16 protein-coding genes and 1 pseudogene are annotated in these 18,524 nt (G+C 65.9%); 8 read left to right on the top strand and 9 right to left on the bottom strand.

The genetic code is table 11. The features are described from left to right. From LB551_RS08705 to LB551_RS08690, 4 genes are all read left to right on the top strand, one after another. On the top strand, positions 1-288 hold the full coding sequence (locus LB551_RS08705; RefSeq protein WP_140491638.1) for a DUF1330 domain-containing protein: 288 nt from the start codon (positions 1-3) through the stop codon (positions 286-288). A 279-nt stretch (positions 289-567) separates the two neighbouring features. Beyond that, positions 568-888, top strand: coding sequence for an ArsR/SmtB family transcription factor (locus LB551_RS08700; RefSeq protein ID WP_140551710.1), 321 nt, complete (start codon positions 568-570; stop codon positions 886-888). Beyond that, on the top strand, positions 885-1,349 hold the full coding sequence (locus LB551_RS08695; RefSeq protein ID WP_224658903.1) for an SRPBCC family protein: 465 nt from the start codon (positions 885-887) through the stop codon (positions 1,347-1,349). Before LB551_RS08700 ends, LB551_RS08695 begins: the two co-directional genes overlap by 4 nt. 29 nt (positions 1,350-1,378) lie before the next feature. After that, entirely contained in the window at positions 1,379-1,795 is a 417-nt protein-coding gene (locus LB551_RS08690) for a GFA family protein (protein WP_224658902.1), read from the top strand. A 55-nt stretch (positions 1,796-1,850) separates the two neighbouring features. On the opposite strand, the gene LB551_RS08685 is transcribed toward LB551_RS08690, so the two are convergent. The 7 genes from LB551_RS08685 to LB551_RS08655 form a co-directional block, all read right to left on the bottom strand. Then, a complete protein-coding gene (locus LB551_RS08685) occupies positions 1,851-2,924 on the bottom strand; it encodes a D-alanine:D-lactate ligase-like protein (protein ID WP_224659016.1) in 1,074 nt (357 codons plus the stop codon). A gap of 118 nt (positions 2,925-3,042) precedes the next feature. Beyond that, positions 3,043-3,924, bottom strand: coding sequence for an SMP-30/gluconolactonase/LRE family protein (locus tag LB551_RS08680; RefSeq protein ID WP_224658901.1), 882 nt, complete (start codon positions 3,922-3,924; stop codon positions 3,043-3,045). Further along, a complete protein-coding gene (locus LB551_RS08675) occupies positions 3,924-4,562 on the bottom strand; it encodes a 2-dehydro-3-deoxy-6-phosphogalactonate aldolase (RefSeq protein WP_140551714.1) in 639 nt (212 codons plus the stop codon). Before LB551_RS08675 ends, LB551_RS08680 begins: the two co-directional genes overlap by 1 nt. Further along, complete coding sequence (locus LB551_RS08670; protein ID WP_224658900.1) at positions 4,559-5,533, bottom strand: 2-dehydro-3-deoxygalactonokinase; 975 nt, start codon at positions 5,531-5,533, stop codon at positions 4,559-4,561. Before LB551_RS08670 ends, LB551_RS08675 begins: the two co-directional genes overlap by 4 nt. After that, a complete protein-coding gene (locus LB551_RS08665; protein ID WP_224658899.1) occupies positions 5,530-6,297 on the bottom strand; it encodes an SDR family NAD(P)-dependent oxidoreductase in 768 nt (255 codons plus the stop codon). Before LB551_RS08665 ends, LB551_RS08670 begins: the two co-directional genes overlap by 4 nt. Positions 6,298-6,451: 154 nt before the next feature. Next, the gene (locus tag LB551_RS08660) at positions 6,452-7,801 is read right to left on the bottom strand and encodes a putative bifunctional diguanylate cyclase/phosphodiesterase (RefSeq protein WP_140551717.1); all 1,350 of its coding nucleotides are present in this window, start codon (positions 7,799-7,801) and stop codon (positions 6,452-6,454) included. A gap of 152 nt (positions 7,802-7,953) precedes the next feature. Then, entirely contained in the window at positions 7,954-9,750 is a 1,797-nt protein-coding gene (locus LB551_RS08655) for a GtrA family protein (protein ID WP_224658898.1), read from the bottom strand. Between the two features lie 163 nt (positions 9,751-9,913). Between LB551_RS08655 and LB551_RS08650 the strand changes: the two genes are divergently transcribed. From LB551_RS08650 to LB551_RS08635, 4 genes and pseudogenes are all read left to right on the top strand, one after another. Beyond that, entirely contained in the window at positions 9,914-10,924 is a 1,011-nt protein-coding gene (locus tag LB551_RS08650; protein WP_224658897.1) for a glycosyltransferase, read from the top strand. A 4-nt stretch (positions 10,925-10,928) separates the two neighbouring features. Further along, positions 10,929-11,302: pseudogene (locus LB551_RS08645) on the top strand (GtrA family protein). A 73-nt stretch (positions 11,303-11,375) separates the two neighbouring features. Next, positions 11,376-12,317 (top strand): glutathione synthase, encoded by a 942-nt coding sequence (gene gshB / locus LB551_RS08640; protein WP_224658896.1) that lies wholly within the window; start codon positions 11,376-11,378, stop codon positions 12,315-12,317. Positions 12,318-12,502: 185 nt separating this feature from the next. Continuing rightward, positions 12,503-14,035, top strand: coding sequence for a YifB family Mg chelatase-like AAA ATPase (locus LB551_RS08635; protein WP_224658895.1), 1,533 nt, complete (start codon positions 12,503-12,505; stop codon positions 14,033-14,035). Positions 14,036-14,091: 56 nt separating this feature from the next. Here the strand turns inward: LB551_RS08635 and LB551_RS08630 are convergent, their stop codons facing one another. Continuing rightward, complete coding sequence (locus LB551_RS08630; protein ID WP_224658893.1) at positions 14,092-16,263, bottom strand: malate synthase G; 2,172 nt, start codon at positions 16,261-16,263, stop codon at positions 14,092-14,094. Between the two features lie 162 nt (positions 16,264-16,425). Further along, the gene (locus LB551_RS08625; protein WP_224658891.1) at positions 16,426-18,465 is read right to left on the bottom strand and encodes a hydantoinase/oxoprolinase family protein; all 2,040 of its coding nucleotides are present in this window, start codon (positions 18,463-18,465) and stop codon (positions 16,426-16,428) included. Positions 18,466-18,524: the final 59 nt, after the last annotated feature.

Raw genomic sequence — 18,524 nt, 5'->3', positions numbered from 1 at the left:
ATGCCCAAGGGATACTGGATCGCCCGCGTCGATGTGCGCGATGCGGAAGGCTACAAGGATTATGTCGCCGCCGCCAAACCGGCCTTCGAGCGCTTCGGCGCGAAGTTCCTTGCGCGCGGCGGCGAGCATGAAAAGGCCGAAGGGGCCGGGCGCGCGCGCAACGTCGTCATCGAGTTCGAGACGCTTGCCGCCGCGCATGACTGCTACCATTCGCCGGAATACCAGCGCGCCGCCGCCATTCGCCAGAAGGTGGCCGACGGCGAGATCGTGCTGGTCGAAGGCGTCTGAAGTCTATCCCGGCCAGCACCCGGTGCTGGCGGCGGCCTTCACAGGAAGTCCTCACGGCTCACAACCCGCAGCCTGGCCAGCAGGCGATGCCCTGACCGGTTGTCCTTGAGAGACAACCGGCGCAGCCGTTCGACAACGGCCGCTACATGGCCGGCTCACAACCCGTTCAGCAATCGACGCCCGAGTAGGCCTTAGCCCCGGTTATCGCGATGCCGGCTGGTCGCCTGTTGACATGCAGGTATTTACCTGCATATTATGACTTCACACAGAGTGAAGCCGATGGATGCGGACAAGGTTTTCAAAGCGCTGGGCGACCCGACACGCAGAAGGCTGCTTGACCTTCTGTGCGAGAAGAACGGGCAGACGCTGGGCCAGCTTTGCGAACATCTCGATATGGCCAGGCAATCCGCCACCCAGCACATCGACCTGCTGGAGGCGGCCAACCTGGTGAGCACGGTCAAACGCGGCCGCGAGAAGCTGCATTTCATCAATCCCGTACCGCTGCACGAGGTCTACGAGCGGTGGGTGCGCAAATTCGAACGCCAGCGGCTCAGCCTGCTGCACGACCTGAAACAGGAACTCGAAGGAGAAGACCAATGACTGCAGAGATGACCAGCTTTGTCTACGTGACCTACATCCGCTCGACGCCACAAAAAGTGTTCGAGGCCATAACCAGGCCCGACATCGCACGGCGTTACTGGGGCCACGAGAACGTCTCGGACTGGAAGGTTGGATCGAAATGGGAACATATCCGCGCCAATGACGAGCGGACCGTCGAACTGGTCGGCAAGGTTGTCGAGATTTCACCGCCGACGCGTCTCGTGATGACCTGGGCAAACGCTTCGCAGGCCGACGATCCATCGAAATACAGCCGGGTGACGTTCGCCATCGAGGAATACGACACCATGGTGCGGCTGACCGTCAGCCATGACGAACTCGAAGCCGGCAGCGGCATGGCGAAGGGCATCAGCCAGGGATGGCCGGCGGTGCTGTCCAGCATGAAATCCTTTTTGGAAACCGGCAGCGGCATCGACATTTTCGCCAAGCCGAAATCGGCCTGACCAGCAAATCCGTCTGCGGGAAAACGACAATGACCAAACGCTACACCGGCGGATGCGCATGCGGTGCGATCCGCTATGAAACGAGCAGCCAACCCATCTTCGAAAACCATTGCCAATGCCACGAGTGCCAGAAGCGAAGCGGCACGGGCCACAGCTCCTATCTGACCTTCCCCCGGCGAGCCGATGTGACGATAACGGGCGAAGCGAGCACCTGGCGGGTGGCGGGCGACAGCGGCAACGAAAAGATCCACGCCTTTTGCCCGACCTGTGGAACGCCGGTCTACCTGACGCAAGTCGCAAGGCCGGAGCTGATAGCGGTGCACGCGACCAGCCTTGACGACCCGAGCCAGTTCAATCCGCAGGTGGTCACATATGCCATCCGCGGCCATGCCTGGGACATGATCGACCCCGCCCTGCAGACATTCGAGCGAATGCCTTTGGGATAGACACGCCGGAACGTGGAAGCATTACGATGTTGCGGGTTCGCTTACCGCCGCATCGCTAAGAAGCGACGGTCCGGGCCGTTATCCTGTTCGCGGCGGTTTCCGCCATGGCGTCGGCAAGCCCCAGCCCCCATTGCGACCTGCAATAGGCGCGGAAATCGAAGCAAGGCAGGCCGGGGCAAACCTCGAATTCTATGAGGTGAACGGTGTCGTCGGGCTCGACCCTGAGATCGATGGAAAACACGTCGCGCAGGCCGAGCCCGCTCATCAGCCGCTCGGCGATGGCGCGGACTTTTGCATCGGCGACCGGCTGGCTTTCGGCGACCGGAAGCAGAAGCGGCTCGGCGTATTTGCCCGCCGCCTTCGCCGCCTCGCCGGTCTCGCCGTAAAGCGCCAGGCTGTCTTCCATGGTCTGGAAATCGCCGCCGGACTCGACGAAGGCGACGCCGAGCGCTTCGACGCCGGTGTCCGGCCTCAGGCCCAGGAAACTGGCGCGCGCGTTGCGGCCGGCGACATAGGACTGGACGACGACGTCGTCGCGATAGGCGGCGAAAACACGCCGGCTAAGCTCCAGCGCATGGCCGAGATCGCCGCAGCGCGAATCCGACCAGATGCCGATCTTGGCGCCAAGCCGGTTCGGCTTGACGAACCAGCCGGCGGCGGAAACCGGCGGCTCGACCAGCCATTGTCCGTTGCGCGCCAGACCGGCCTGCGGCACCGGCAGGCCCAGCGCGCCGAGCACGGCGCCGGAGCGAAATTTGTCCTGGCAGAGGGCGAACAGCGCATCCTCGGGGCCGATCGTCTTCAGGCCGTTCAGCCTGGCAAGCGAAGGCGCCGCGCCGCCCCGGAAATAGGCGATGCCGTCGGTCAGCGTCCAGACCAGCGTGGCGGCCGGATCGGCCTTGGCGAGCATATCGGCGGCATCGTCCAACTCCACCGCCGCGAAGCCGAAACCGCGCCGCCCGAAGGCAGAAGCGAGCGCGTCGAACTCGTGCGCGAGATCGGTCGATTGCGCCAGGTAGGACGAAATTTCGGCGGCGCGTTCCGGCGCGTGACCCTCCGCGACCAGCCGCTCGAAGCAAGCCTGTTCCGGCTCATGGATAAGGATCAGCTTCGGCTGGCGGCTCGACATCATCAACGCTCCCGGCGAGGCGTCCACCATTGCATGGTGCATGCCGCCGGCTTTCGTGAAACCGACAGCGTCGGACGGTTGCGTGACAACGCCTCGGCCGGCAACCGGACGGGCAGGATCAGGCGATCAGCACGCGGGGCTCGAACCGGCCATTGACCTCGATGTCGAGGAGGAAGGTCATGCCGGCCTGCGGGTCGAGCTGACGCTGCTTGTCGTCCTTGCCGTGCCAGGCCGAGGTAACCGCCAGCCGGCTGGCGTTCTTGCCGACAAAGGCCGGGCAGGAAGGCTGCGTCACCGGCATGGCGATCGTGCGCACCAGCTTGCCGTCCGGGGCGTAGCCCTTGACCACCTTGCCGCCCCAGACGGCATTCCACAGGATGCCGTCGCGGTCGAGTACGGAGCCGTCGACGAAGCCCTTGGCCGACCGGTGATCGACGAACACCTTCGGCTCGCCCGCCGGCAGGCCGGTCGCCGGATCGCAGGCAACACGCATCAACAGCCCGGTCGACGTGTCGGTGTAATAGGCGAGCGCGCCGTCCGCGGAAAAACAGATCGAGTTCGACACGGTGATGTCGGAGAACAGCTTGCGCAATTCGCCCTTGAAGAACCAGTAGATCGCGCCGGCGCGCTTCTCCTCGCCCTTGCCCATCGTGCCGGTCCACAGGGCGCCGCAGGGATGGACGCGGGAATCGTTGGAACGGGTGACCGGATTGTCGGCCTCGACAGGCGTGTGCAGCGTCATCTTGCCGGTGGCGACGTCGCGGACAAAAAGCCCGGTTTCGGTGGCGATCAGCTGGCGCTTGTCATCGATGACGGCGATGGCGCTGGCCATCCGGCCGAGCTCGTGCACCCGGGTCGCGCCGCCGGACAGGCGCTTTTCCAGGAGATGGCCCTTGACGATGTCGAACCAGTAGAGCGTGTCGGTGGCGGGGTCGTAGCTCGGCCCCTCGCCGAGCTGGCAGACATGGTCGGAAAAAACCGAAACGATCGCTTCGCTCATCATGCCTCTCCGAACACCGCATCCCAGGCTGTTACCGCCGCCTGGGCCCGCGCGGCCACGTCGTCGACGCTCATGCCCGGCTTGAACAGGCTGGAGCCGAGGCCGAAGACGGAGACGCCGGCGGCCTTGTAGCCGGCAAAGTCCTTTTCCGAGACGCCGCCGACCGCGCCGACCAGCGTCGAAGCCGGTAGCACGGCACGCATCGCCGAAATGCCCGATGCACCCAGCACGCTCGCCGGGAAGAATTTCAGCGCCGAGGCGCCAAGCCGGATCGCCTGGAAGGCTTCCGTCGGCGTGAACACACCCGGCATGGTCACCATGCCGTAATGCATGGCGCGCCCCATCACCTCGGCATCGATGTTGGGGCTGACCAGCAGCCGGCCGCCGGCCTCGTGCAGGCCATCGACATCGACCGCGGTCAGCACCGTGCCGGCACCGACCAGGGCTGTTTTCGGCAGCACTTGGACAATCCTGGCGATAGACGAAAACGGCTGAGGCGAATTGAGCGGCACCTCGATAGCCTCGATGCCGGCATCGAACAATGCCTGGCCGATGGCGATCGCCTCGCTTGCCTTGAGGCCGCGCAGGATGGCGACCAGCCCGCGCTTGAGCTTCGGGAAGGCAGCGGTCTGACTCATCGGGCAACTCCGGTTCTGGCGATCATGCCGTTCTCGCGCGCCGCCTCGATCAGGCCGGCGCGCACCGCCTCGTCAGCGTCGACGGTCCGCACGCCAAGCCCGGCAAGGCCGAGCGCCTGCCGATAAAGCACCGCAAGCGCGCCGGAGGCAATCAGCACCACCGATGTGGCGCCGGCGGCCTGGCGGCGCCTCGCCGAAGCGATCTCGCCGCCGATCAGCAGGCCGGACAGGCAGGCCGCGGCATCGTCGGCCTTCAGATCCTGGAGCAGGCCGGCGGCCCGGATCGAAAACAGCCTTGCGGTGACGTCGCCACCTTCATCCAGCGCCGCCTCGCACCAGCGGCGGAAGAACGGGTTGTCGGCTTCAACCGGCTTGGGATGCTCGCCGAGCGAATGGCGCAGGATCGAATGCGCGGCCAGCACCGAGAACAGCTCGCCGGTCGGCCAGGTGCCGAAGCCGGCAACGGCGCCGTCCTCGACCAGAACCCATTTCGAATGGGTGCCCGGCATGCAGACGATTTCAAGGCCCTTTGCCGGCAAACCGGCGCCGGCCAGCTGCGTCTCCTCGCCGCGCATGACGTCGGGCGCATCGGCCAGGCGCTGGGCGAGGCCGGGCACGATGCGAATGTCGCGGCTCTCCCCCGGGATTCGGGCCGCGCCGGCCAGGATGGCGCCGATCGGCGCCGGCACGCTGACATAGGGCGCTTCGAGCCAGCCTTGGCGCGAGCCTGCCATGCCGCAGATGATGACGGGCAGCGTTTCCGGCGCGCCCATGGCGGCGAGATGATCCTCGAGAACTCGGGAAAAGCCCTTCTCGCGCGCGGTGATCAGTCCGTCGTCGCCGCGACGCTCGGCAAGCACCTTGCCGCCGCCGTCGATCAGCCAGGCACGAAGCCGGGTCGTGCCCCAATCGAGCGCCGCGACTGCCGGCACATTGCCGGCAAATCGGGGGCCGGCAAACCCGGGGCTCACAGGAAACCTCCGTCGACGATCAGCATTTGCGCGGTCAGCATGCGCGATGCATCCGAGGCCAGGAAAAGCACGGTGCCGACCAAATCGTCCGGCCGCATGACATCCTTGATGCACTGCTTGGCGACATGAGAGGCAAGCGCCTGCTCCGTGACCCAGCGTTCCTGCTGCCGTTCCGTGATGACCCAGCCGGGCGCGACGGCGTTGACGCGGATACGGTCGGGGCCGAGCTTGCCGGCCAAACCCTTGGTAAGGCCGAGTATGCCGGCCTTGGCGGCGGTGTAGGCCGGCATGTCGGGGTGGTTGATCAGGTAGGAGGTCGAGGTGAAGTTGATGATCGAGCCGCCGCCGGCGCGCTTCATGCCAGGCGCCACGGCCTGCGCGGTGAAGAAATGCGGTCTGAGGTTGATCGCCTGGTTGTTATCCCAGAACTCCACCGTCACGTCCTCGACGGCGTGGCGTTCGTCCCAGGCGGCATTGTTGACCAGCACGGTGACCTCGCCATGCGCTTCGGCCGCCTTCGCGGCAGACGCCCGCAGCGCTTCGATGTCGCGCAGATCGGTCTTGAGGTAGAGCGGCCGGCGGCCGAGCTCTTTCTCGATGCGGTCGGCAAGCGCGGTGCTGGGCTTGTCGGCGATGTCGATGAAGGCGACCTTGGCGCCCTGGCGCATGAAACCCTCGGTCAATGCCGCGCCGATGCCGGAGCCGCCGCCGGTGATCAGCACCGAAGCACTTTCGAGGTCGGCAAAACGTGCCGATGGCATCATGGTTTTAGTCTCCCGGGTTGACCGGCGCGCATCCTAGCCAGCCCGATCCGGCGAGCAAGGGCGAAAAGACGGATTTTCCGGCTTATGTCTGACAAAAAGCCTGGAGGCCGCGCACGGGCACGCCTGGACTTCGATCGGGACGGACGATCGCCGTTCAGATCGCCTTGGCGCGCAGGGCGCCACGGAAGGAGTCGCGGAGATAGCCGAGCGTGGCGTCGGCGTCGGCCGGCTTGCCGAACAGATAGCCCTGCCCACCGGCGCAGCCGAACTGGACGAGCCGGTCGGCCTGCGCCTCTTCCTCGATGCCTTCGGCGACGACATCCATGCCAAGCCCTTCGCACATTGCGAGAATGGCGCGGATGATGTGCTCCGACGGGCGGTCATCCAGAATGGAGGAGACGAAGGCGCGGTCGATCTTGAGCTTGTCGAAATGGAATTCGCGCAGCCGCCCGAGCGAGGACTGGCCGGTGCCGAAATCGTCCAGCGAAACGCGGATGCCGACGCGGCGCAGGTCCTCGACGATCTGCGCGGCCGAGGCCGGATCGTTCATCAGGCCGGTCTCGGTTATCTCTATCTCCAGACGGCGCGGATCGAAGCCGGTGCGGTCGAGGATCGCCAGTATGTGCAGGCCGGTGTTCTGGTCGACGAGCTGCGAGGGCGACAGGTTGAAGGACAGGAACAGGTCCTTCGGCCAGCTCCTCGCCGCCTCGGTCGCCTTGCGCAGCACCAGCTGCGACAGCGGGCCGATAATGCCGCGCTCCTCGGCGATCGGAATGAAGACGGTCGGCGGTACCGAGCCGAGATCGCGGTCGGTCCAGCGCGCCAGCGTCTCGAAGCCGATGGTGCGACGCGTGGCGAGGTCGACGATCGGCTGGAAATGCGGCTCAACCTCGCCGGCCGAGACGGCGCGGCGCAGCGCCTGCTCGATGCGGGTGACGCGCTTGGCCGCCTCTTCCATTTCGCGGGTATAAACGACGACCCGCCCGCGGCCGGACCGCTTGGCATGGTAAAGCGCCGTTTCGGCCTTGTTGATGAGGATCTCGGTGGTCTCGTCGCCGGAATAGAACAGCGAACAACCAACGGAGGCCGACAGCCTGGCGGTGCGCTCGCCGACATCGTAAGGGGCGGATAGGATCTCGATCAGCATGCGCGACTTTTCGGCCGCCGCCTCCTCTGAGAACACCAGCGGGTAGAGGAAGGCGAATTCATCGGCGCCGATGCGGCAGACCGTGGAATGGCCGTCCATCGAGGCGCGCAGCCGCATCGCCACCTGGATCAGGATGTCGTCGCCAGCCTTGTGGCCGAACAGATCGTTGATCGGCTTGAAGCCATCAAGGTCGAGAATGCCGACGGTGAAAGGCGCGGGATCGTCGGCACGGTCGCTGATCAGGCGATCGACCTTGTCGAAGAAGCGGCGATGGTTGCCAAGCCCGGTCAACGGATCGGTGAATGCCAGATCCGTGCTCTCCCTGTTTGCCTGACCGGTGCCAAACGAAGTTTGCATCGGTGTCCCTGTTTCTCGAAGTCGGAATTTATGCCCGAGACTGGCAGCAAACCCTTTAGGAAACGTAGCGGGAAAATCGATTTTCGCCGCTAAAGCGCGTTGTTCTCCGCAAAGCCGTCCGGGCTCAAGGGCGTCGTCGCTCACGCGGATTCTCAACCGGCGGGGCGAACGCGATAGAGCTCCAGCGGCGCGTCCTCAGTCTCCGCCACCGGTTCCAGCCAATCCGGCACCCTGCCATGCATCAGCCCGGCCAGAAAGCCGTCAGGCGCCTTGGCTGCGAGAAGCCTGGTTTCGGGGTTGCCGCGGCAGAGCGCGACAATCCCGACGCGATGGCTTGCCACGACGGCTTTCGCGTCAGTAGCCGAGCCCAGCAAGGCATCGAATACGAGCAGGTTTCCGGCAACATTGCGGTGGTAGGGCCCAGCGAGCGCGCGATGGCCGGTAAAGGCCAGGATCGGCGAGCCGAGATTGGAGACGGCCAGCACCGTGGTGTGAGGCATGCGGGCGAGCGCGGCGAACGAGGCCTTGCTGTTGCAAGGTGCATCGATGCCGGCGTCCGTGATGGCCGTACCGGTCTGGAAGGCATTCGATGCCGCCTCGGCGGCGCTGGACCAAACTGCATTGACCGAGATCAGCCAGGCTGCGGCCATACGGAGCACGGAGCCACCGGACGGACTGTTTTCGGCGCGCTGCCGCCATTTGGCGATCCAGGCGCAAAGCGGGATCACCGCGAAGGCGATGGAGAAGGTCGAGCCGCGGACCTCCCAGGCACTGACCAGGAAAGCCACCAGCAGCAGCGCCCCGACGAGACTGTCCTGCCGCCGCCAGCCGCCCTTGCCGAGGCGCAGCGCCATCAGGATGATCGCCACCAGCGGCGTCGCGAAGCGCGCCACCGCCCTGGCCGGATCGGCCGCGACGAGCTGGAATATCGATTGCGCTTCGTCGATATGACCGAGCCACATCTGCTGGAGGCGCGGGTCGAGGTCCGCATAGGGGGCAGCCAGGCATTGCGGGAACAGAAACATCACGACAAGGACAAGCACGAACGCCAGCAGGCCGAGCGAGACCAGGCGACGGCCGTACGTCGCATTGGCGGCGCCCCCTGAGGCGATGACCGCAAGGCCGGCGCCGGCAAGCGCGGCAACCACGAACTGCACAGTCGAGAAGGTGTCGCACTGGGCCTGCCCCCATGCCGAAGCCGGTATGGTGGTGATGAAAACAAGGGCCGAGACGGCGGTGACGCCCAAGCCAAAATCCCTGGCGATCAGCCTTTCGCCGGCACCGCTGACGAGGAACAGCAGGGCGACGACGGCGCCGAGGGTTCCAGCATAGGGGGCGCTTTCCATGCCGATCGCTAATGCCAGGGTGGCGCACGCGCCGGCAAACAGGGCGGCGGGCCGGTGGCGAGGTGCTTCAAGCAGCAAAGCCAGGCCGGCCAAGGTCAGCATCAGCTGGACATTGTGGTGATCGAGTGCGCCGGGCGAGAAGATTCCGAGATAGTACAAAGCCGCTCCGCCGACCACCGCAGCGGGCAGGACCGCGTGCTCGCCGGCGAAAGCGCGCGCGGCGCGCATGATGGAGAACAGCGCGAGCCAGAATTGCAGGAGAGGCCAAAGCACCTGCACGACCTGCTCGCCCAAAGCGGCACTGCCCGTCAGGGCCGACAGGGCAAGTATGCCGAGCGCCAGCGGGGCGTCGAGCAGCCGCGACCAGTGCATGACGAAGCCACCCTCCAGCCCCATCCTGTACTGGTGCAGGTCGAACCAGCCCTGGCCGGCCAGGAGGTCGCGAACCTCCACCAGTTGCAGCAGGCTGTCATTGTCGCCGGCCGGGTTGGCCAGTTGCGGGAATCCGGCATAGCGATCGAGCGCCAGCAGCAGCAAGGTGGCAAGCAACGCAAACGCGATGTCGGCCTTCCAGGTGGAAGCGCCGTTACTGGCTGTGCTCATCCCCATCGCCTCTGGCAGGAATGCCGGGCCTTTCCGGCCAATCGACACTCGTACAGTCCGGCCTTAAACCTAGCCTTAACGGCTTCAATAAATAGTAAAACCGCCTGAACGCGCCTGACTTTGGCGCGAACCGCGCGTGGCGGCGAGGCACCCGGAGAGGAAAATGCCGCAAGAGCTTCGCTACGAACCCACCATTGCCGTGCTCCTGCCTTGCTACAATGAAGAATTGACGGTCGCCGAGGTGGTGCGGCGCTTCCGCGAGACGCTGCCTTTGGCGACGGTCTATGTCTACGACAACAATTCGCGCGACCTGACCGCGTTGCGCGCCCGCGCGGCCGGCGCCATCGTGGTGCGCGAACCGCGCCAGGGCAAGGGCAATGTGGTGCGGCGCATGTTCGCCGACATCGACGCCGACATTTACCTGATGGCCGACGGCGACGGCACCTATGCGCCGGAAGACGCGCCGCAATTGATCAACACGCTTCTGACCGAGCGCTCCGACATGGTGGTGGGCACCCGGCGCGGCGTCACCAACGATGCCGGCAGGACCGGCCATGCCTTCGGCAACCGCGTCTTCAACAGCCTCTATAAAGGGCTGTTCGGCAGCGATTTCACCGACATATTCTCGGGCTACCGCGTCTTTACCCGGCGCTTCGTCAAGAGCTTCCCCGCCGTCTCCGGCGGCTTCGAGATCGAGACAGAAATGTCGGTGCATGCCTCGCAGCTCAAATTGCCCGTCAGCGAGATCGCGCTCGATTACGGCAAGCGGCCGGACGGCTCGTCGTCGAAGCTTTCGACCTTTCGCGACGGTGCCAGGATCCTTTGGATGTTCGCCATGCTGATGAAGGAAACGCAGCCGCTGCGTTTCTTCGGCGCCTTCGCCCTGGTCTTCCTGGCGTCGAGCCTGTTCCTGATGGCGCCGGTGCTGGTCGAATTCGCCGAGACCGGGCTGGTGCCGCGCATGCCTACATGGGTGCTGTCGGTCGGCCTGCTCTTGCTCTCGATGCTGGCTGGTGTGACCGGCGTGATCCTCGATTCGGTGTCGCGCGGCCGCGCCGAACAGAAGCGCATCTTCTACCTGTCGATGCCTTCGGGCCGCATCGAGCGGCGCGAGCGCGCCAGCGAGCCGACTGCCGCGAAGGCCGGCCCAGGCAAGACGCCTCGCGCCGCATGAAGCGGTGAGCCGTCTCATCCGCTTCCTCTTTGCCGGCGGCATCGGCTTCGTCGCCGACGCTGCCGCCCTCTGGCTGCTGCTCGCGGTCACGCCGCTCGGCCCTTTCAGCGCCCGCATGCTGTCCATCGGCTTTGCACTCTGCGTTACCTGGCAGATAAACCGGCATCTGACCTTCTCGCCGTCGAGCCGCGCTTGGTGCGGGAAGGCGCGCGCTATGGCGGCGTCGGCATCGCCACCAGCATCGCCAACTATCTGGTCTACTGCGCCATCCTTGTCGTTCTGCCGACAACCCCGCCATTGGCCGCCCTTGCTTTCGCTTCGCTGACCGCGATGGCGGTGTCCTTCCTCGGCTATTCCAGGCTGGTCTTCGACCGCTAGCGGCGTGGCCCGATTGGCAGAAGGCGCCGGGACCCTTATATCGCTCTCTCATCGACCGTGCTGGGGACCTGACATGAAGCTGAAAATCGCCGTCCAGATGGACCACATCTCCACCGTGTCGATCGCCGGAGACACTTCTTTCGCGCTGTCGCTGGAGGCGCAGCGGCGCGGCCATCAGCTCTACCACTACACGCCCGACCGGCTGTCGCTGCGCGACGGCAAGGTGTTCGCCCGCATCGAAGAGATGCAGGTGCGCGACGAAAAGGGCAGCCACTATTCGCTGGGGGAGAAGGTGCGCACCGACCTGTCGGAGATGGATGTGATCCTGCTGAGACAGGATCCGCCTTTCGACATGAACTACATCACCACCACGCACATACTGGAGCGCATCCACCCCAGGACGCTGGTGGTCAACGACCCGGCCTGGGTGCGCAACAGCCCGGAAAAGATCTTCGTCACCGAGTTTTCCGACCTGATGCCGGAAACGCTGATCACCAAGGATCCCCAGGAGGTCGCCGCCTTCCGCAAGGAATTCGGCGACATCATCGTCAAGCCGCTCTACGGCAATGGCGGCGCGGGCATCTTCCACCTGCTGGAGGCCGACCGCAACCTCGCATCGCTGCTCGAAATGTTCGGCCAGATGTTCCGTGAGCCCTACATCGTGCAGCGTTACCTGAAGGATGTGCGCAAGGGCGACAAGCGCATCATCCTGATCGACGGCGAGCCGGTCGGGGCCATCAACCGGGTGCCGGCCGAGCACGACTCCCGCTCCAACATGCATGTCGGCGGCCGCGCCGAGAAGACCGAGCTGACCGAACGCGAACGCGAGATCTGCGCCCGCATCGGGCCGGCACTGAGGGAACGCGGCTTCATCCTCGTCGGCATCGACGTCATCGGCGACTACATGACCGAGATCAACGTGACCTCGCCGACCGGCGTGCGCGAAGTCAAACGCTTCGGCGGCGCCGACATCGCCAGCCTGTTCTGGGACGCGGTGGAGGCCAAGCGGAAGTAGCCGTTTTCACTTCGTATTAACTATGTTCCGTTTTTGCAACCGGAGACAATCGCGCCGCAACTTAAGCGATTGCGTGTTCCTGTAATGTTCTTGATTTAGCCGAGGAACTGTGATTGTCTCCGGCCCAGGCCCTTCGCGGCCTGATTGCAAAAGGCTTGGGGCAAGCCCAGATCCGGGGGCAAAACATGGTGGCGCGGGTTCGCACGGTTGCTTTCCAGGGCATCGAGGCCGTGCCGGTCGACGTGCAGGTGATGATCGCGCCCGGCAAGGTCAACATGCACATTGTCGGCCTGGCCGACAAGGCGGTGGCCGAAAGCCGCGAACGGGTGCAGGCGGCACTCCATGCTTCCGGCCTGTCGATGCCGTCCAAGAAGGTCACGGTCAATCTGGCGCCCGCCGACCTGCCCAAGGAGGGCAGTCATTACGATTTGCCGATCGCGCTCGGCCTGATGGCGGCGCTTGGCGCCATTCCGGGCGACATGCTGGCCGGCTATGTCGTGCTTGGCGAACTCTCGCTCGACGGCACCATTGCCGCCGTCGCCGGCGCCCTGCCGGCGGCGATCGACGCCAATGCGGAAGGAAAAGGCCTGATCTGCCCCTTCGCCTGCGGCCCGGAGGCGGCCTGGGCCGGCAAGGATTTCGACATACTCGCGCCGCGCAGCCTGATCGCCATCGCCAATCATTTCCGCGGCACGCAGGTGCTGTCGCGACCCGAAGCCGGCATCCATGCCGCGGCGCGCAACCTGCCCGATCTTGCCGATATCAAGGGCCAGGAAACGGCCAAACGAGCGCTGGAGGTGGCGGCCGCCGGCGGGCACAATTTGCTGATGGTCGGCCCGCCCGGTTCGGGAAAATCGATGCTGGCGCAGCGGCTGCCGTCGATCCTGCCGCCGCTGGCGCCGAAGGAATTGCTCGAAGTGTCGATGATCGCCTCCGTCGCCGGCGAGCTCGGCGAAGGCAAGCTGACCGACCGGCGGCCGTTCCGCGCGCCGCACCATTCGGCCTCGATGGCGGCGATGGTCGGCGGCGGCATCCGGGCGCGGCCGGGCGAAGTGTCGCTTGCGCACCACGGCGTGCTGTTCCTCGACGAATTTCCCGAATTCACACCGCAGACGCTCGACGCGTTGCGCCAGCCGCTGGAGACCGGCGACTGCATGATCGCGCGCGCCAACCATCGCGTCACCTATCCGGCGCGCATCCAGCTTGTGGCGGCGATGAACCCGTGCCGCTGCGGCATGGCCGGCGAGCCCGGCTATCGCTGCCTGCGGGGAGAGCGCTGTCGCACCGACTATCAGGCCCGCATCTCGGGCCCGCTGCTCGACCGCATCGATCTCAGGATCGAGGTGCCGGCGGTTTCGGCCAGCGACCTGATCCGGCCCGACCGGGCGGAGAAGAGCGCCGACGTGGCGCTGCGCGTGGCGCGTGCCCGCGCCCTCCAGCGCGAGCGCTTCGAACGGCTCGGCGTCACCAGCGCCACCACAAACGCGCATTGCGCGCCGGCGGTCATCGAGGAGATCGCCATGCCCGACGCAGCGGGCCTGTCGCTGCTCAAGGACGCCAGCGAAAAGCTTGCCTTCTCGGCGCGTGCCTACCACCGGGTGCTGAAAGTGGCGCGCACGCTCGCCGATCTCGACGCCAGCGAGACCGTCGGCCGCATTCATCTGGCCGAAGCGATCTCCTATCGTATGAGCTCGGAGCGCGTGGCGCAGGCGGCGTAGCGCGCTCTCCCTCGAGAGGAGGGGAACGGAACGCCCGCCGGCTCCAACCCTCCGGTTCAGGCCGCTCCCTTCGCCTTCAGTTCCAACCGCCGCTTATGCAGCACCGGCTCGGTGTAGCCGTTGGGCTGGATGCGGCCCTTGAAGACGAGGTCGCAGGCGGCCTGGAAGGCGACGGAGCCGTCGAAATCGGCGGCCATCGGCCGGTACAGCGGGTCGCCCTGGTTCTGCTGGTCGACGATCGCCGCCATGCGCTTCATCGTTTCCATCACCTGCTCTGCGGCACAGACGCCATGGTGCAGCCAGTTGGCGATGTGTTGCGAGGAGATGCGCAGCGTGGCGCGGTCCTCCATCAGGCCGACATCGTTGATGTCGGGCACTTTCGAGCAGCCGACGCCCTGGTCGATCCAGCGCACGACATAGCCCAGAATGCCTTGCGCATTGTTGTCCAGCTCCGCCTGGATATCGGCCGGCGACCAGTTCGGCCGCACCGCGACCGGCACCGACAGGATGTCGTCGAGCTTGGCCTTCGGCCGGCTCTTCAGCGCCGCCTGTACGGCGTGCACATCGACCTTGTGGTAATGGGTGGCGTGCAGCGTCGCCGCGGTCGGCGAGGGCACCCAGGCGGTGTTCGCCCCGGCCTTAGGGTGGGCGATCTTCTCGGTGAGCATCGCCGCCATCAGATCGGGCATCGCCCACATGCCCTTGCCGATCTGGGCATGGCCGGCAAGCCCGCATTCCAGCCCCGTGTCGACATTCCAGGCCTCGTAGGCGGAAATCCAGGCAGCCTGCTTCATGTCGCCCTTGCGGATCATCGGGCCGGCTTCCATCGAGGTGTGGATCTCGTCGCCGGTGCGGTCGAGGAAGCCGGTGTTGATGAACACGACGCGCTCCCTGGCGGCGCGGATCGCCTCCTTGAGGTTGACGGTGGTGCGCCGCTCCTCGTCCATGATGCCCATCTTGATGGTATTTTTTTCCATGCCGAGCAGGGCCTCGACGCGATCGAAGATCTCGACGGCGAAGGCAACTTCCTCGGGTCCATGCATCTTGGGTTTCACGACATACATCGAGCCCGTGCGGGAATTGGCGCGGCGGCCGTTCGGCCCGACATCGTGCAGCGCGATCAGCGCGGTCATCGCCGTGTCCATGATGCCTTCCGGCACCTCGTTGCCGTCGCGGTCCGTTATCGCCGGATTGGTCATGAGGTGGCCGACATTCCTGACCAGCATCAGCGAGCGGCCGGGCAGCGTCACCGTGCCGCCGTTGCGCGAGGTGTAGGACCGATCGGGGTTGAGCTTGCGGACAAAGGTCCGGCCGCCCTTGGTGATCTCTTCGGCCAGGTCGCCCTTCATCAGGCCGAGCCAATTGCGGTAGACGACGACCTTGTCCTGCGCATCCACCGCCGCGACCGAGTCCTCGCAGTCCTGGATGGTGGTCAGCGCCGATTCCAGGATGATGTCGGCGATGCCGGCCGGATCGGTGCGGCCGATCTGGTTGTCGCGGTCGATCAAGATCTCGATATGCAGGCCGTTGCTCACCAGCAGCACGGCTTGCGGGTTGGCGGCGTCGCCGCGATAGGCGACGAACTGCCTGACGTCGGCAAGCGTGGTCGAGCCGGCGCCGGCGCTGAGCCGCAGCGCGCCATTGGCCAGCGAAAGGCCGTTGACGCCGGCCCATTTGCCCGATGTGAGCGGCACCGACTGGTCGAGAAAGTCCTTGGCCCAGGCGACGACTTTCGCGCCACGCGCGGGGTTGAAGCCCTTGCCCCTCCCGGCGCCGTCCGTCTCGGGAATCGCGTCGGTGCCGTAAAGCGCATCATAGAGCGAGCCCCAGCGGGCATTGGCGGCGTTGAGCGCATAGCGCGCATTCATCACCGGCACCACAAGCTGCGGCCCGGCGACGACGGCGATCTCGGGATCGACCTTTTCGGTCGTCACCGAGAAGGCCGGGCCTTCGGGGACGAGATAGCCGATCTCCTTCAGGAAGGTTTTGTAGGCTTCCATGTCGACCGGCGCGCCATTAGCGCGATACCAGTCATCGAGCTTTTCCTGTATAGCGTCGCGCTTTGCCAGCAGTGCCCGGTTCTTCGGAGCGAGGTCGTGGACGATGGCCGAAAAGCCGTTCCAGAATTTATCCGGATCGATGCCGGTGCCCGGAGCGGCCTCGTTGACAACGAAGTCACGAAGTTCGCGGGCGATCCGCAATCCGGCGATTTCGACGCGATCGGTCATCAGGCTGCTCCAGATGAAAGGCTTTCGCGCGCCTTTGGCATGTTGGGAGTGCAGGGTCAATTCAGCTTAGGGTGAAGGCAGGGCAGCTAGGCGCGGTTTTTAGGCTTGGTGCCGGCGGCGAAGCTGCCAATCTCTCCCCAAGTGGGGAGATTACACTCTCCATCACACCGCGATCCGTGGCCTGCCCGAAGCCACCGCCACCACATGCGCCTCGATGAACATGCGCTGGGCTTCGACGGTGGAGACGCGGAATTCGGTCGCGACATCGATTTCGGCGCTGTCGGTGCCGGCATCCCTGGCGCGCTGCGCCGCGATGGCGCGTACATCGGCCTCGGCGGCCGCGATCGCCGCCGCCTCGTCGAGGAAATCGCGCACGGTTTCGCCCGAGGCAAGACGGAACAGACCTTCCTTGGGCTGGCTGACGCGCGCCTCCGCCGATACTCGGACCTGGCCGACCACGGCGCCGAGCGCGTTGGCGACATCGGTGTCATCAGGCACCACGCAGTCATTGCCGACCAATGGCGGCAGTCCGGCATAGTGCAGTGGCGCCGAGGCACCGAGGCCGATCACCGGCCGGTCGAGCGCGACGCTCAGGCGCGCAATGCCGGGATGCGCGTCGACAGCGCGCTGCACCAGCGCATGCGCAACGGTGGCCGCGCCGTCGAGCCCGTCCTCGGCGAAGGCGGTTTCGAGGATATATTCGGCCGACCAGCGCGTCAGCGCCGCCAGCACGCGCTCCGAGATCGCCTCGGGAGAGGCCGCGATCGCCTGGCCGCGGCCGTCGCGCTTGCGCGCGAACAGCTCTGCGCCGAGGCGGGCGGCGGCGGCATCCCAGTTCGCCTGCTTGCCAAGCACATGCGCCGCATCCGACGGGGTGAAGCCTGAAATGTGCACCAGCCCGCGCGCCACCAGGCGGTTCAAGGTGGCGTTCTGCGCATTCGAGGTCAAAAGCCTGTCGAGAGGCAAGGGTATTGCGCCGATCGCTTCGTAGAGCCTTGATTCCGGAGCGGTCAGCCCGGCGGCAAGACGGTCGGGCACGCCGGTGCGCATCGCGAAACGGCCGTCCATGCGGCCGGTGTTCGGCGCGCGCAGCTGGCGCTCGAGTTCCGCCAAAACGGCCTCGCGATGCACCATGCCGGCCAGCGCCAGCGGCACCAGCCGGCGCGGTCCGAGCAGGAGCCTGGGATTGAGAGCGCCGTCTTCCAACGCCACTTCGGAATCGCCGCCGAGGCCGAAGGTGCGCATGGCGACGGCCTCGACCATGGTGCGAAAGCCGCCGACGGTGGCGCCTTCCGGATCGAGCCGCGGCCGGCCCCTGTCGAGCACGGCAACGTCGGTGGTGGTGCCGCCGATGTCGGAAACCACCGCGTTTTCCAACCCGGTCATGTGGTGCGCGCCGACCAGGCTGGCGGCCGGGCCGGAGAGAATGGTCTCGATCGGCCGCTGGCGGGCAAACGCCGCCGACACCAGCGCGCCGTCGCCGCGCACCACCATCAGGGGCGCCGCGATGCCGCGCGCCTCGAGAAAGCCTTCGGTCGCCGCCACCAGCCGGTCGATCATCGAGATCAGCCGGGCGTTGAGCAGCGTCGTCAGCGCCCGGCGCGGGCCGCCGAGCTTGGCCGACAATTCATGGCTTGCGGTGACCGGCAGCCCGGTTTTCTCCCGGATCAGCTCGCGGGCGGCGATCTCGTGCGCCGGGTTGCGGGTGGCGAAATAGGCGCAGACGGCAAAGCCCGAGACCGAGCCGCCGAGTTCGGGCAGCGCCGCCTCGAGGCCGGACAGGTCGAGCTTGGCGGTATTGCCGTGCACATCGTGACCGCCAGGGCAGAACACGACCGGATCGGTGCCCAATGCCGCCTTCAGCCCATCGCGGGCAAGGTCCGCCTCGGAAAAGCCGATCATGATCAGCGCGACGCGGCCGCCCTGGCCCTCGACCAGCGCGTTGGTGGCAAGCGTCGTCGACATGGAGACAAGCTTGATGGCGGCAGGATCGGTGACCGCTTTTTCCAGAACCGCGTCGACGGCGCCGGAAATGCCAACGGCGAGATCGTGCCTGGTGGTCAGAGCCTTGGCCTTGGCCAGCACCTTTCCCTTGTTCGGCCCGCTCTGCGGGCCTTCGGTTTCGGACCACAGCACGGCATCGGTGTAGGTGCCGCCGGTGTCGATGCCGAGGAAAAGAGGTTTTGGCTTGGTCTTGGTCATTTCTGATGATGGCCCGCATTTATCTACCTGCCCTTAGCCGATAGCGGCCGGCCGATAAA

The organism is Mesorhizobium sp. BR1-1-2, from assembly GCF_020165435.1.
GTDB lineage: Bacteria > Pseudomonadota > Alphaproteobacteria > Rhizobiales > Rhizobiaceae > Mesorhizobium.
This window is presented reverse-complemented; position numbering and strand designations above follow the sequence as displayed.